This window comes from Gemmatimonadota bacterium (assembly GCA_016704275.1).
GTDB lineage: Bacteria > Gemmatimonadota > Gemmatimonadetes > Gemmatimonadales > GWC2-71-9 > Palsa-1233.
The window spans coordinates 392,977-407,642 of sequence record JADJAK010000005.1; the positions used below are offsets into that span (position 1 = coordinate 392,977).

The following is a 14,666-nucleotide window of genomic DNA, read 5'->3' on the forward strand; positions in this document are numbered from 1 at the left end:
GAAAGGTGGACGATGCAGCCGACCGTTGCAACCGATGGCGCCGGAATCACCACCATCCGCCGCCGGGTCGATTACTCCGAGACCGACCAGATGGGCGTGGTCTACCATGCCCGGTATCTGGTCTGGTTCGACGTCGCGCGGACCGAGCATCTCCGGCAGACGGGGCTCTCGTATCGCGACCTGGAGACCCTCGGCTTCCGCCTGATGGTCGGTGAGCTCACCATCCGCTACCGCCGAGCGGCGCGCTACGACGACCCGGTCCGGGTGCGCACCTGGGTGCGCGAGCGGGCCTCCCGGCGCGTCACCTTCGGCTACGCCGTCGAACACGACGAAACCGGCGAGCTCCTGGCGACCGGCAGCACCGCCATGCTGGTGATGGACGACACCTTCGCCTTCGGCCGCCTCCCTGAGGGCATCGCCGAACGGTTGCAACCCATTCCTGACCCGGTGCGCCTCTGATGCGACTCTCCCCGCTCCTGCTCGCTGCCACTGGCCTCGCGCTGCTGGCCGCACCGCTCACCGCCCAGGACCCTGCGCTGGTCGAGGCGCTCGCCCCGCTGTTGATGGCGGAGGACCGCCGGCAACTCGACCTCACCGCGATGGCACGCGCCATCGGCCATCCGGACCCGCTGGTGCGCCGCACCGCGGTGGTCGCGGTTGGCCGCATCGGCGATCGTCGCGGCGCACCGCTCATCGTCGAAGCGCTCGGCGATCGCGACCAGAACGTCGTCGCCGACGCCTTCTTCGCACTCGGCCTCCTGGCCGACAGCAACAACGCCGCGGCGATCATCGCCCGACTCCGTCAACCCGACTCCCTCGATGCAGCCGCCGCCGGCGAGGCCTCCGCCGCGTTGGCCCGCTCCGGCGGCAGTGCGGCCGTTGGGATGCTCACCGAGATCATCGGGGGCCGTACCTCGCTGCCGGCCGCACGGCGAGACCTTCTGCTGCCGACGGCGTTGCTCGAATCGTGGAAGCTCGCGGCTCAGGCGCCCGTCGCGGCGATGTTGCCGTTCCTCACCAATCCGAATGACGACCTCCGCTGGCGCGCCACCTACACCCTCGCACGGCTCAAGGCGCCGACGGCCGGCAACGGCCTGCTCCGCTCGGCGCGGGACAAGATGGCCCTCATTCGCGAGGCCGCGCTCCGTTCCTACACGAAGGCCTACGCCGACAGCGCCGGACTCCCCGCGGCCACCGTGCTCGGCGAACTGCGCCGCGCCCTCCAGGACGCCTCCCCCGGCGTGAAGATCAGCGCCCTGCAGGCGCTCGGCAGCTGGCGCGATTCCGCCGAAGTGACCGGCGTCCTTCGCCTCCTCACCGATGCCGATTTCAACGTCCGCGTGCAGGCCACCACCGCGCTCGGCGAGCTGCGCGGCGAGGCCGCGATGGCCGCGCTCGATGGCCTCTTCGACAAGCAGGGTGCCTCCTGGGCGATGCGTCGCGTCGCCTTCTCGGCGCTTGCCCGCGCCGACACCGCCCGCTTCGCCAAGCGCGCCGCCGTCTGGCAGGCCTCGCAGGACGTCCGCGAGCGGATGGCCGCCTACGAGGGATGGGGCAGCATCAGCAGCACCGGCAACGCCGTCTTCCAGGCCGGCCTGCAGGATGCCGATGCGCGGGTCCAGGCCGCCGCGTTGGGAGCGTGGCGGAGCGCACGTCCGCGCACCGACTCCACCGTCGTCGCGGCCGCCCGTGAGCGTCTCCGGAGTGCCGCGCCCGAAGTGCGTGCCACCGCCGCCGGCGTCCTCGGCGCCAATGCGCGCGTGGAAGACCTCGACCTCCTCCTCGCGGCGTGGCGCCTCGGGGCGGCCGACGTCGAACGCGATGCCCAGCAGGCGGTGCTTGCCACCATGGCGGGGCTCGCGCGCCGCGTGCCCGATGTGCTGCAGCAGCTCGGCGACCCGAGCCGCCGCGACTTCTTCACGCCGCCCGCCGAGATGCTGCTGCGGCGCGACGCGGCACGCAGCTGGCCGGCGCTCGCGGAGCGTTGGGGGCCAGCGCTGCCGGTCGTCACGGGGCGTAGCCTCGAGGAGTACCGGGTGATCGTCCGGACCCTGGTCCTCGCCAAGGAGAATCCGCACGTGACGGTCGAGCTCGACGGTCGCGGCACCATCGACCTCGAGCTGCTCGGGCGCGAGGCGCCGCTCACGGTCGCCAACTTCCTCCGCCTGGTGGACCGGCGGTGGTTCGACGGCAATCGGTGGCACCGTGTCGTCCCGAACTTCGTCATCCAGGACGGCGATCGGAGCGGGACCGGGAGCGGGGGGCCGGGGTGGGCCATTCGCGACGAGTTCAACCGCCGTCGCTACGACGTCCCGATGGCGGGGATGGCCCTCTCCGGCCCCGAGACCGGGGGCAGCCAGTGGTTCATCAATGTCTCGCCGCAGCCGCACCTGGACGGGCGCTACACCATCTTCGGCAAGGTCGCCGGGAGCTACGCGGCCCTCCTGCGGGTCACCCAGGGCGACGTCATTCGCAGCATCCATCGATGAGGGAGGGTTGAGTCCCTCCCGCTCCGGGGCGAACTTGCGGGCAATGCAACGACTCCGCTTCCTCCCGCTGCTCCTGCTGACCGCCTGTGGCGGCGCCCCTGGTGCCCTCGCCCCATCTGGTATGGGTGCCCTCACGGACGTCGAGGCGCGCCGCTGGGCGGCCGAAACGCAGCCCGGGGGCAACCAGGAGATCCGCTTCCGCTTCGTCTTCACCGACAAGCGCTCCGCCGCCGCCAAGGGGCAGGGGAGCGCCTCGGTGGCCGGCGCCGACTCCCTCCGCTTCGACTTCCGCGGCCCGCTCGGCGCAGGGCGCGGCGCGGCGGTCGTCATCGGCGACTCGGCGCAGTGGGTCCAGCCCAAGGATCAGGTCGACAAGCTGGTGCCGAGCTATCCGCTCCTCTGGGCCATGTTGGGCCGGGCGCGTCCCCCTGCCGGGGTGGTCGACCTCCGTGGCCTGCGGGATGAGAAGGTCACTGCTTGGCGCTACATCAGTGGCGCCGATACTGTGGATTACCTGCGCAGTCGCGACGGCCTGCGGTTGATGGCCGAGGTGCGGCAAGCGGGGAAGCGGATCGGGATCGTGACCACCACCTTCGGTCCGGATGGCGTGCTCCTCAAGTCGCGACTGGACGTCCCCAGTGGGCCAGCGCGACTCGATCTGACATTTACGCGGGTGACGAAGCCGGGGTCGTTTTCGGCGGAGATCTGGGATGCACCGCGCGATTCGCTCTAGTCTCATCGTTCTGGCGCTGACCCTCGCGGGCTGCAGCTTCGGCTTCCGCTCCGGCGGCGGCTTGCCGGCGGAGATCAAGACCGTGGCGGTGCTCCCCTTCGACAACGAGACGTCGGACGCGACGCTTGGCCAGCAGGTCAACGCCGCTATTCGCGAAGCCGTCGAGCGGCGCCTCGGACTCCGCGCGGCCACCGAGGCGAAGGCCGACCTCGTGGTCCGCGGACGGATCACGAACTACGAGCCCGACGAGCCGACCTCCTTTTCCGGCACCGGCACCGGTGGCAGTGTCCAGGTCACCCGGCGGCAACTCTCCGTCACCATCGCGATCGAAATGGTCGCCAACAAGGACGGGCGGATGATCTTCCAGGAACGCAGCCTCAGTGCACGGGGCGACTACGAACCGGGCCGCGAGGCCGACGGCCGCAAGAAGGCGCTGGAGTTTCTGGTGAACTCGATCGTCGACAAGGCGCAGTCCCGATGGTAGCCGCGCGTCGCGGTGGCAGCACCCTCGGCTGCCTGGTCACGCTGCTCATCATCGGCACGGCGGTCTACGTCGGCATCGCACTTGGGCGGCCGTGGTTTCGCTACGAGCAGTTCCGCGACGAGATGACCTCCGCGGCACGCTTCAGCACGACGCTCACCGACGCGCAGATCCTGACGCGCCTCCGCGCCGTGGCCGACACCATCGGCCTCCCGCCCGACGCCAAGAAGATCATCGTCAAGCGACTCGATCCCTCGGGTGGCGTCGTGATCTCGGTCAAAGTACACCGAGCGCGTGACGCTGCCGCTGTATGGCGAGAAGGTGTTCAAGTTTGCGCCGAAGATCGTCGGGGGCGAGCCCTGAGCTCGCTGGCCGATACCGCCACAAAGCTGCGCTCCCAGGGCGACGCCGCACGCTGGCGCCAGGGAGCCACGGGGCAGGTGGTCTTCACCAACGGCGTCTTCGACCTCCTCCATGCCGGCCACATTCACGTCCTCGAGTCGGCGCGCGCCCTGGGCGATGCACTGATCGTCGGCGTCAACACCGATGCCTCGGTGCGCCGGCTCGACAAGGGGCATGAGCGGCCAATCGTCCCTGCTGCCGACCGCGCCCGGGTCCTGGCCGCGCTCGCCTGTGTGGACTGCGTGGTCCTCTTCGACGAGGACACTCCTGCGCAGCTCATTGCCGCATTGCAGCCCGACGTCCTGGTGAAGGGCGGCGACTACAGCCCTGATACCGTTGTTGGTGCGGACACCGTGCGTGCGCGCGGTGGTCGTGTCGTGATCATTCCGTTGTTGCCGGATCGTTCGACTACCCGCCTTGTGGAGCGCCTTCGTGTCACGCCCTGATGGTCGTCAGCCCAACCAGCTTCGTCCCACCGTTCTTGAGCGCCGCGCCAACCCGTACGCCGAGGGCTCCTGCCTGGTGCGGATGGGCGGCACGCTGGTGCATTGCACCGCTTCCGTCGAGACGGGCGTCCCGCCGTTCAAGAAGGGGAGCGGGCAGGGGTGGGTCACGGCCGAGTATTCCATGTTGCCGCGCGCCACGGCGGAGCGGACCTCGCGTGAGCGGAACGGCCCCGGCGGGCGCACGCATGAAATCCAGCGCCTGATTGGCCGGTCGCTGCGCGCGGCGATGGGGACCTTCGCCTTTGGCGAGTACACCATCAAGGTCGACTGCGACGTCCTCACCGCCGATGGCGGGACGCGCTGCGCCTCGATCACCGGTGCGTGCGTGGCGCTGCACGATGCCTGCACCTGGCTGTCGGAGAAGACCGGTCAGCCGTCGCCGTTCGGGCGGTTGGTGGCGGCGGTGTCGGTCGGGACGGTGGCTGGCGAGCAGCGGCTCGACCTGGCGTACCTGGAAGATCGTGACGCCGAGGTGGATGCGAACGTCGTGATGCTGGCGCCGCATGACTTTGTCGAGGTGCAGGGGACGGGCGAGCACGGGACCTTTGATCGGGCGGCGCTGGACCGGTTGCTGGACCTGGCGCAGGGCGGCATGAACGAGCTCTTCGCGCTGCAGCGGACGGCGCTCGGCCTGTGACGGTCCTCCTGGTGGCCTCTCGGAACGTGGGGAAGGTGGCCGAGTTCCGGGGGCTGCTGGGGCCGTTGGGGGTGGATGTCAGGTCGCCGGATCAGTGCGGGCTGGCGGAGCATCCGGACGAGGACGTGTTGGAGGTGGCGCACACCTTCGCGGAGAACGCGGCGCTCAAGGCCGAGTGGTTTGCGGCGCGGAGCGGCGTGGTCACGCTAGCTGATGATAGCGGGCTGGAAGTGGATGCGCTTGAGGGTGGGCCGGGGGTCTACTCCAAGCGCTTTGCCGGGATGGATGGCCCTGATCATCTGGTGACGGCGGCGAACAACGCGGCGCTTCTGACGGCGCTCAGGGATGTGCCGGACGCGGCGCGGTCGGCGCGGTATCGGTGTGTGCTGGTGTTGCACCGGCCGGCGGGTGCGGAGTGGCCGTGGGCGGAGCCGGCGGAGGGGACGTCGCTGGTGGTGGCCGGGGTCACCGAGGGGCGGATCCTGCGTGCTCCCGAGGGCGATGGGGGGTTCGGGTACGATCCGCTCTTCTGGAGTGATGACCTGGGGATGAGCTTCGGCCAGGCGACGCGGGAGGCGAAGGGGAAGGTTTCGCACCGGGGGCGGGCGGTGCATGAGCTGATCGAGCGGGTGCATCCGAGGCGGGTCAGGTCGGTGCGGGAGCCGCATTAGGGGGAGAGTCGGGGGTGGGGTAGAGGCGGGGCGCGGGGATCGAGGGCTGATCTTTGCGCCCTTTTTGTGTTCCCAGGTGGGGAGGCGGCTTGGAGGGGGTCTCGTCCTGGTGTGTTGGAGTGGCTCCTTGGGGCAGAGGGCCAGGGCCTACGTGACTGGAAAATCCGCCACGGTTCCGGTCGGGGTCGGTCGGGGGTACCGTTCCTTAGGGATTGGGGCGCGATGACTGCGCGTCCAACACACATTGGCTGGCCCAACTCATGAGTCCCGTATGATCTATTTGTACCACGGCGGTGGAGCCTCTTTGACAGAGGTGCTTGGTGATGCGCTTAGTCCGGATGACTGGAAGAAACTGAGGGCCTCAACCTCGCGGCTACTGGTCGCGCGTCGGCAGATGAAGGCGGCAACGGCTCTCGATCAATATCCCTTCGATCTACTGAGTGGTACTAACTACTTCAAGGATGAGTTTGCGGTCCTCCGATTGACGGCCACGTTGGAGCAGTACGTTTCGTTGAGTGAGCTTCAAAACGACAAGACCATAGAGCAACCGTTCAAAGCAATAGCCGAGACGATCAGCGAGCTTGGTACATACGTCCGGTTCGTCGTGATGGAGCTCGACACAGAGGAAGGTCCCCTTCCGGTAGCAGTTCCATCGCCCTCAAGTGACCTCAGAGGCAGTCGAGCGCTCGCTGGCCGACGCGGAGCTGTTGCTCCGGGGGCGCGGGCCAGAGCATGCGTTCGATCGCGTCCATACTGCGGTTCATGGCTATCTAAGGGCGGCGCTCGAGCGGGAAGGCGCCTCTGCCAGCCAGACAGCGTCCCCGACCGAACTCTTCAAGAGCTTGCGCGAAGCACACCCGAACTTGCAAGGCTTAGGAGTACGCGGAGCCGATTCGCGACGGATTCTCTCGGCTCTTGCCACGATTCTTGACGCGCTCGGGACTCTCCGCAATCAAGCAAGTGGTGCGCATCCGAATCCCGCTGTGCTCGAACCAGCAGAAGCGATGCTTGCGATAAATGCGGCCCGCTCCCTGATCCACTATTTGGATGAGCGTCTGCGCTAGGTCGGGCCATCTCAGTCGCCTTTTCTTCCGTGAGGGTCAACTGCCTTGGCCCGGGCCCTGCAGCCTTCCGAGGGCCAGCGCGGACCTTTATGCGCTCCGCCCCAGAACCGCGCAGGGGTCACTACCAAGAGGTCGAGGAGTCATGAGTCTGAGATTTGGGCACAAGGTGTTTAGTAGGCCGGACGGCTCATCGGCCGAGTCTTGGGAACCCTTCACATGCGCATATTGCGGGGCTGAGGTGTCCAGCGCGGTCATTGCAACCGTGGGCGACGGGATCGGCCGGCTGTTGAAGTTTCTTCAATGCTCGAAATGCCATGAAGGATCGGTGGCTACTGGCCGCGGTGAGATCTTCCCGGGGGTAGCGTTCGGCCCTCCGCTCCGTGGCCTTCCGTCAGACGTGGAGGCCGCATACGGCGAGGCACGGCGATGTTTGTCGGTAAACGCTAACACAGCGGCTGAGGCAATGTGCCGAAAGCTGCTCATGCACATTGCTGTCGACAAGGGAGCGAAAGAGGGCCAGACGTTCGCTTCGTACCTGGAGTACCTCGAGCAAAGCGGTTACGTCACTCCCCGATGCGGGGTGGATCAGATTGATCAAGGATCATGGCAACGATTCCCAGCACCGCCTGCAAAGCCCAGATCGCATGCGTGCCGAGGGCACCCTCACCTTTACGGCACAGCTGCTCCGTATTGTCTATGAGATGGAACACCTCGCGACGACCTTCGCGCCGTCAGTACGAGACGGATGACCTCCGGCGAGCTAGCCAGCGCTCGCGTCGGCCCACCTGCAGCTGCTTCAAGAGGGAACGAGCCGGAGTAGCCGGCCCTTGATGGAGAAGTCGGCGGTGTTCGGCGCAGATCATTGGGTTTTTAATTGAGCGGAGTGCCCTTCCCCTGGAGTCCGATGTCTCGTTCTGTGGATGCGTTGGCGACGCCAGAAGTCCTAGTCTGGGGCCGAGAGGCTCAGGGCTCGGGATGGCCGACGCTGCGCGTCGTTTGCGGATAGACTTGGATCAACTTGCGGAGTGGGAGGCAGGCGAGGTCCATCCAACAGTCGCACAACTTCGAAAGGCGGCGGAGGTGTACAGGCGTCCTCTCGCGGTCTTCTTTCTACCAACCGCGCCCAAGAAGTTCGAAGCCATGCGGGACTTCAGGCGGGTTGCGGGCACAGAAACCAGGGCAACCCTCACCCCAGCTGATGTTCGAGATTCGTCGTGCTCGACAGAGGAGGGAGGTCGCAGTCGAGCTCTTGCGGGAGCTGGATGAACGTGCCCCCGGGGTTAGTCTCGCGGCGGAGCGTACGGCGCCGGCAGCAGTCGTGGCAGCGGCGCTCCGGGAATGGTTGGGCATCTCGATGGCAGACCAATTCGCCTGGGCGCAGCCGTATGATGCGCTGAACGGATGGAAGGCGGCTGTTGAGCGGGTCGGGGTGCTTGTGTTCCAAGTCACAGGTGTCAAGACGAGCGAGGCTCGAGGATATTCGGAATTTCACGAGCCACTTCCGTTCATTTTACTGAATACGCAGGAGTCGCCTCGCGGCCGGGTGTTCACTCTGTTCCACGAACTCGCCCACCTCGTATTGCGTTCGACCGGGCTGTGTGACCTCCACGAGCAAACAGGCCAGAATGGACCGTCGGACGCGATAGAGGTGTACTGTAATAGGGTTGCAGGCGCGGCCCTCGTGCCGGCGGATTACCTACTCGTTGAGCCTGAAGTGCGGCGCCACACGGGACCAGAGTGGTCTGCGGATCAACTCGAGAATCTCGCGAATAGGTACTCGGTAAGCCGGGAAGTACTACTTCGAGCAGTGCTCCTGGCAGGAAGGACGACGCCAGCCTTTTACGAAGCTATGCGGCGTGACTTTCTCGCAGAATACGACTCTCTGGTCACCCGCAAGAAGCAATCCCCCGTGCCGCATTTCCGCAAAGTGATTGCCTGGAACGGCCGGCGATACAGTCGGCTCGTCCTTGATGCGTATGATGAGGAGCGCATTACGGGGAGCGATCTTTCTGACTACTTGGGTGTCAAGATGGGGGAACTCGAGAAGGTTCGAGCCGCCCTCGTCTCTAAGCATGAGGTTCCGGTCTAGTGCCGGTCTATTGCCTTGACACAAGCGCGTTGTTGGACGGGTGGAATCGGCACTATCCTGTCGATGTTGTTCCCACGATGTGGGAGAGACTTTCCGACCTAGCGGCGACAGGTACGATTGTCTGTCCGGACGAAGTACTCCGGGAGGTCCTCAAGAAGGACGACAGCCTTAGCAAGTGGGTCAAGGGTGTCAAAGGTCTGATTGTTCCGCTGGACACCGCGCAGCAGATCGCCGTGGCGGAGATCCTCGCGGAGTTTCCCCGTCTCGTTGACACGAGAAAGAATAGATCGATTGCGGATCCCTTGTGATCGCTCTTGCACGGAGTGCGAAATGCGACTGTGGTTACAGGTGAGAAGGCAGCCGGCACTGCGGACAAGCCGAAGATCCCGAATGTCTGCCTCCACTACGGCGTACCGACGACGAGTCTGCTCGGTTTCATTCGTGAAATGAAATGGACGTTGCAATTGTCGCCAGGCTAGCGGCTGCGCGCTTGTGGCTATGCCGCAGGAACTCTAGCCGTGCGCGCGTGGGAGGGTCTGGCCGATGTCTACTCGCGATAATTTTGCAGTGCGCGTGAAGCGGACACTTGCGAACCGAGCGGCGCATTTGTGCTCGAACCCTGCCTGCCGGAAACTCACCACAGGGCCTCATTCGGACCCAGAGAAGGCATTGACCACCGGGCATGCAGCGCACATTCATGCTGCCGCGCCTGGCGGACCTCGCTACGACGTGGCACAGGAGCCCTCACAGCGAAAGGGAGTCGCCAACGGAGTGTGGTTATGCCGCGAGTGCGGGGACCTTGTTGACAAGGACGAGGTAAGGTATCCCGCTGAGCTGCTGCTGCGTTGGCGAGCGGACCATGAACTTTTCATCGCTGAGGTTTGTAGCAAGGGGGTACGCGCGGAGCATTCGTCTGCTTCAGGCCCAGGCAGTCGCGCCGGGGGTTGCGAAGCGGCTATTCGATGTCCTTGAGGACAAACGCCTCTTTTGGGTGCGCTTCGATGCGGATTGTCCTGGTCGCGTGCTCGAATCACTGGGGCAACTCCGCGCAAGCATTGTTGCCTTGCGTGTCGAGGTTGTTGGAACGCCGCTCGACCAGGTCCTGGCGGCATTCAATAAGACCATCCTCGTATTCTATGACCGAGTCGAACGCTATGATTTGCGCTGCCTAAGCTGCGACGAGCGCGACCCAGCATGGTGCGAATTTCGAGACGCTCTCGCTGAACTCCGTAAGTCGACGGGCTTTCAACTCGCACCACTTGTAGAGATTTATGGGCTGCAGGTGTCGGCGGAACTTAGGGGCATGTTGCCGACTCAGCCGACTCCGTCGGTGAGTTAGCGAGCGATCACAGTGCCATGGGGCATGGGGCATGTGCATCGGCCCCCGCTTAGCCATCCTGCGTGTCTGGGTCGCTGAGATGCTCGCGACAGATCGTCCAGGGCTGGTACGCCAATCAATTGTCGAGCAGAGCGCCCTCTCGAGCTGTTCTTGGCGGAGGGTACGGCAAGTGACATGGAGCCTGGCGCCAGTGCGCCGCACCACCGTTGGGAGGGACCATGGACCTGCTCAAGAGTATCTCTGCTAGTCTTCTGGCTGCCCTGTGCGTAGCATGCAGCGACTCACCAACCGGGAGCTCGGCCCAGTCGGTCTTCATCCTCGTGCCCAAGGATCTCGCCGTCAGCTCCGGGGCGAGTGCGCAGTTGGTGAACCACAGCGGGGCCCCGATCCATGTCGGAGCCATCTCGTGCTACGTCCAAACTGAGCGGCAAACAGACGCTGGGTGGACTGAGGTCCCGCGCCGAGGGAGCGACTGCGCGCAGCCGGACTTTCTCCTGGCGAATGGGGCCGCCTACACATTCATTTTCTCGACCCCGACCACCACCGGCAACTTCCGTTTGCGCATCGGCGCCGAAGACACCGTGTTTTCCAATGTGTTTGCTGTCCGGTAGCGTCTGGCCTGCCATCCTCGTGGTGGGCGCGGTTGGCGGGGTGGCGGCACAGGGCCCCGGCGGCCGACTGGTCGACGGCGTCCGGATCGTCGACAACGTCGCCCGCCGGTCGGCCCCCATCGCCTTCACCCTCGCGGCCAAGCCAACCCTGGATCTCGGGGGCCTCAAGGCCTCGCCCGACGACGAGTTTTCCCCGAATGGGGGCTACCTCAACGGCGTCCGCCTCTCGGACGGCCGGTGGGCGGTGATCGATGAATCGCGCATCCGCTTCTTCAACCCTGGAGGGCGGCAACTCGCCGTCGTCGGCCGGAAGGGCGGGGGCCCCAGTGAGTTCCAGCAGATCACTGGGATCTGCCGGACCAGAGGCGACACCCTCGTCGTCAACGATCCCATCAACGGCCGCGTGACCGTCGTCGCCCCCAATGCGCGGATCGTGCGCAGCGTCGCCGTCGGCCGCGCGGACCTTCCCTGGGGTGGAGGATGCTTCGACGACGGCACCTTCGTGCTGGTCACCGCCGCGCCGAGTGTGGGTGGCGATCGCTACATGCAGTTGGTCCGCCGCCGGCTCGACGGCAAGACGACCCAAACCCTCGGGCCCTTCTGGCAGTCCACCCCCGACCGCTTCCTCCCCAGCTTCTCCACCGTCGTGGCGCAGGGCACCAAGCTCTTCCTCAGCGATCCACGGGTGCACGAAGTTCGGGTGTACACCGCTGAGGGGACGCTGACCCACCGGATTCGCAGCGCCGATCCGATCGAGGAGCTCACCTCGGCCGAGAAGATGGCGCTCACGCCGGCAGTTTCCCCTCGTGCGGGCAACAGTGCTGCGAACAAGGCCTACAATGCGGACCAGGATCGGCTCGCCCCGCGGCCGCCTCTCTGGCCAACAACCGCGAGCATTGCCGTCGATCCGACCGGGCGACTCTGGGTCGAGAGCTTCCGAAAGCGCCGCACCGAGCCGCACATCTACACCGCCTTCGACACCGCTGGGAAGCTGCTCGGGCGCCTGATCTTGCCAGCGGACTCCCCGGCGATCGCGTTCACTGCCGGCGGCGTCCTGCTGTGGCGCACCGACAAGGACGGGGCGGATCATCTGGTGGTGTACGAGTTGGTCGCACCCCGGTAGCCTGACTCTTCGAGGCGGCGCCGAGGGTTGGTACGCTCTGCGCGGCGCTTCCCCGGGCGCTGTGCTGGCAAGTGTTCCGCATCCCGAGACCCTGCGTGTGACGCGCACAGTCGCCTCCTCCGGCCTCGCGCTCGGAATGCACCACCCCCGCCACCCTCGTCTCCGATGGGCAGTCCCCCAACCCCAATTCCCCCCTGAAAGTGCTCCATAGGACTCCTGCTCACTGACAGGTAGTCGTTCTCGGGTACAGTGTGGAGGGTCGTGTTGTGAGGGTCGGATTGGCCGGCTGCAGCCCTTGTGGCAGCCCGTCCCGACCCGGGGCGGCGACCTCTGGGCATGGGGGAGGGGAGGAGGCGCTAGGTCGCGATCGGCGGAGCGATTCTGGGGCGCCGGGCGAGGACCCGGTGGCTTGGCGTGGGAAACCGCCACCGGTTCCCGTCTTAGCCTGTAGGGGCTACCGTTCGTGGAGGATTGGGCCGCACGGGCTGCCGGCCCATTGCACGTACGGCGGACAAAAACGGAGGGAGACTATGGTCGGCCGCGAGCTTGCGCAGGGCAAGCCGGACATGGATGCATTGAAAGAATTCATTGCAGATTTCAGCCGGAAAGCGACCGTGCTGCAGTGATCGTCGGAGCAGCTAAGCTTGACTTGGTACTCTTTCAAGTTTTGCAGCGAGTACTTGCGCCTTGCACCAGTTCTGTTGATGACCTTCTTGAGAATAGCGGTGGACTCAGCACGTTTAGCTCTCGCATCCACCTAGTCTATCGTCTGGGACTCATCGACGACCACTATGCTCGTGCCCTGCACTTGGTTCGTAAGATACGAAACACATTCGCTCACGAAGCAGCGAAGGGATCTCTCGACCAGCCTCCGCATCGGGACCGCATTCGAGAGCTGGCTGCTCCCTTCTTGCCCTATGACCGCTTTAACCAGGATGCAGCAACGATGGCAGGGTCCGGAATCGCATCCAAGCAGTTCCGCCACGTTCTAGCGATCATGATTGCAAGACTGGAGCAATTGCTCGTTTCGTCTGTTCAGTGTCATCCCGCAATTAGCCAGACTCTTGTTCCGCCGCATTGGGATGCGCCAACAAAGTAGTGCGAGGGAAGCGCAGCCTACTAGGCACTTGCTGCAGCTGCGCGGCGAGCGCGCCGCGATAGAAGTACAGGGTTTTTACACGAATGAGCGGGTTTCCCTAGGATGTGTAGGGGGTATGGACGAAACAGAAGTCGACACTCTCTCGCAAGAGAGCAGCTCAACTTTGTGATGGCGTTTTTCGCACGAGTTGACGCAAAGATTTCAGTCTTGTTAGGTGTGGACCTTGCCATGCTCGCATTCCTAGCGACCAAGACACCGAGACTGGCACTTTGGGAGGCAAGACTCCTCTTCGCCGCGATACCACTGTTGTTGCTTGCAGCGAGTCTCTGGCACCTCTATCGTGCGTCCTTCCCGCAACTTGATGGTGGGCGAGAGTCGTTGATCTACTTTCGAGAAATAGCCGCGAGGACCGAGGGCAAGTTCATTGAGGCGTACAAGAGCCAGAACCGCACGGCTGTCCTGAGCGATACACTGGGTCAGGTGTGGTTGAATTCGCAGATCCTGACCCAGAAGTTTGACCACCTCAAGACTGCGTTTCTGTTCACGGCATGGTCGATAGTGCCCTGGCTTATCACACTGGCGTCCTTTGTTGTCGCCAACCGGGCGGCGGATGCCGTGGTGAGGTAGTGAGTGGCATTCAAGGATGAGCTTGCCGTTGAAATGGAAGAAATTCTCAACCAGAAGTGGAACCTACGTGACGGGCAGGTGGTGCCCGAGACCACAGATGTGGCCCTTACTGGGGTGGGGTGAAGCTTGATGCCACCATCGCGTACGCGGACCTTGCTGATTCTACTGAGCTTGCGATGGACTACGACGCACGGGTGGCCGCCAAGGTCTTTCGTGCCTTCCTCGCCATGAGTACGCGCATTCTCCGCCACGAGGGCGGATCAATACGCAGCTTTGACGGGGATAGGGTGATGGGGATCTTCGTTGGCAACTACAAGAATACGTCTGCGGTTAAGGCCGCTCTCAAGATCAACTGGGCGTTTCTTAATTTGCTCAAACCCAAGCTGCTGGCGAAGTACTCCTCTCTGGCAAACGGCAGCTACAAACTCGTTCATTGCACGGGAGTGGACACGAGTAGCGTTCTGGCCGTTCGGGCGGGCATCCGAGGAAACAACGACCTCGTGTGGGTAGGACGTTGCCCGAATGTGGCAGCCAAGCTCAGTGCGATTCGGTCCAGCCCATATCATTCGTACATAAGCGGGGAGGTCTATGATCAACTCGCCAAAGAGGGTAAGGAGAGCCCTGACGGGAGGAGCATGTGGGAAGAACGCAGCTGGACTGCCTTCCCGCGTGTTAAGCGTGTCTTCAGGTCCAATTGGGCCTGGACGCCGTAGCGTTGTCCTGCGCCCCGGCTAACAGGCCTATGCTACGGTCGGGGCCTGACGCGAAGTACCACATCATCTCCCTGACAAGGCG

16 protein-coding genes are annotated in these 14,666 nt (G+C 64.7%); all 16 read left to right on the forward strand.

The genetic code is table 11. The features are described from left to right. Positions 1–12 precede the first annotated feature (12 nt). On the forward strand, positions 13–459 hold the full coding sequence (locus IPG05_12530) for an acyl-CoA thioesterase (GenBank protein ID MBK6495903.1): 447 nt from the start codon (positions 13–15) through the stop codon (positions 457–459). Continuing rightward, positions 459–2,489, forward strand: coding sequence for a peptidylprolyl isomerase (locus tag IPG05_12535; protein MBK6495904.1), 2,031 nt, complete (start codon positions 459–461; stop codon positions 2,487–2,489). Before IPG05_12530 ends, IPG05_12535 begins: the two co-directional genes overlap by 1 nt. A 43-nt stretch (positions 2,490–2,532) precedes the next feature. Beyond that, positions 2,533–3,222 carry a hypothetical protein gene (locus IPG05_12540; GenBank protein ID MBK6495905.1) on the forward strand — a complete coding sequence of 230 codons (690 nt, stop codon included), beginning with the start codon at positions 2,533–2,535 and terminating at the stop codon, positions 3,220–3,222. Beyond that, entirely contained in the window at positions 3,200–3,706 is a 507-nt protein-coding gene (locus IPG05_12545; GenBank protein ID MBK6495906.1) for a DUF4136 domain-containing protein, read from the forward strand. The genes IPG05_12540 and IPG05_12545 overlap by 23 nt, the downstream gene beginning before the upstream one ends. Further along, positions 3,700–4,551 (forward strand): D-glycero-beta-D-manno-heptose 1-phosphate adenylyltransferase, encoded by an 852-nt coding sequence (gene rfaE2, locus IPG05_12550; GenBank protein ID MBK6495907.1) that lies wholly within the window; start codon positions 3,700–3,702, stop codon positions 4,549–4,551. Before IPG05_12545 ends, rfaE2 begins: the two co-directional genes overlap by 7 nt. Then, positions 4,538–5,248, forward strand: coding sequence for a ribonuclease PH (gene rph / locus IPG05_12555; GenBank protein ID MBK6495908.1), 711 nt, complete (start codon positions 4,538–4,540; stop codon positions 5,246–5,248). The genes rfaE2 and rph overlap by 14 nt, the downstream gene beginning before the upstream one ends. After that, the gene (locus IPG05_12560) at positions 5,245–5,919 is read left to right on the forward strand and encodes a non-canonical purine NTP pyrophosphatase (GenBank protein MBK6495909.1); all 675 of its coding nucleotides are present in this window, start codon (positions 5,245–5,247) and stop codon (positions 5,917–5,919) included. The genes rph and IPG05_12560 overlap by 4 nt, the downstream gene beginning before the upstream one ends. A 662-nt stretch (positions 5,920–6,581) precedes the next feature. Continuing rightward, entirely contained in the window at positions 6,582–6,983 is a 402-nt protein-coding gene (locus tag IPG05_12565) for an abortive infection family protein (protein MBK6495910.1), read from the forward strand. Positions 6,984–7,958: 975 nt separating this feature from the next. Then, on the forward strand, positions 7,959–8,249 hold the full coding sequence (locus tag IPG05_12570; protein ID MBK6495911.1) for a helix-turn-helix transcriptional regulator: 291 nt from the start codon (positions 7,959–7,961) through the stop codon (positions 8,247–8,249). Beyond that, entirely contained in the window at positions 8,182–9,072 is an 891-nt protein-coding gene (locus IPG05_12575) for an ImmA/IrrE family metallo-endopeptidase (protein ID MBK6495912.1), read from the forward strand. Before IPG05_12570 ends, IPG05_12575 begins: the two co-directional genes overlap by 68 nt. Beyond that, on the forward strand, positions 9,072–9,380 hold the full coding sequence (locus tag IPG05_12580) for a DUF4411 family protein (GenBank protein MBK6495913.1): 309 nt from the start codon (positions 9,072–9,074) through the stop codon (positions 9,378–9,380). Before IPG05_12575 ends, IPG05_12580 begins: the two co-directional genes overlap by 1 nt. 15 nt (positions 9,381–9,395) lie before the next feature. Then, on the forward strand, positions 9,396–9,551 hold the full coding sequence (locus IPG05_12585) for a DUF4411 family protein (protein ID MBK6495914.1): 156 nt from the start codon (positions 9,396–9,398) through the stop codon (positions 9,549–9,551). Between the two features lie 1,457 nt (positions 9,552–11,008). Further along, a complete protein-coding gene (locus IPG05_12590) occupies positions 11,009–12,145 on the forward strand; it encodes a hypothetical protein (protein ID MBK6495915.1) in 1,137 nt (378 codons plus the stop codon). A gap of 622 nt (positions 12,146–12,767) precedes the next feature. Then, positions 12,768–13,244 carry a hypothetical protein gene (locus IPG05_12595; protein ID MBK6495916.1) on the forward strand — a complete coding sequence of 159 codons (477 nt, stop codon included), beginning with the start codon at positions 12,768–12,770 and terminating at the stop codon, positions 13,242–13,244. A gap of 228 nt (positions 13,245–13,472) precedes the next feature. After that, positions 13,473–13,871, forward strand: a complete 399-nt coding sequence (locus IPG05_12600) for a hypothetical protein (GenBank protein ID MBK6495917.1) — start codon at positions 13,473–13,475, stop codon at positions 13,869–13,871. A 119-nt stretch (positions 13,872–13,990) separates the two neighbouring features. Continuing rightward, positions 13,991–14,584 (forward strand): adenylate/guanylate cyclase domain-containing protein, encoded by a 594-nt coding sequence (locus IPG05_12605; protein ID MBK6495918.1) that lies wholly within the window; start codon positions 13,991–13,993, stop codon positions 14,582–14,584. Positions 14,585–14,666: the final 82 nt, after the last annotated feature.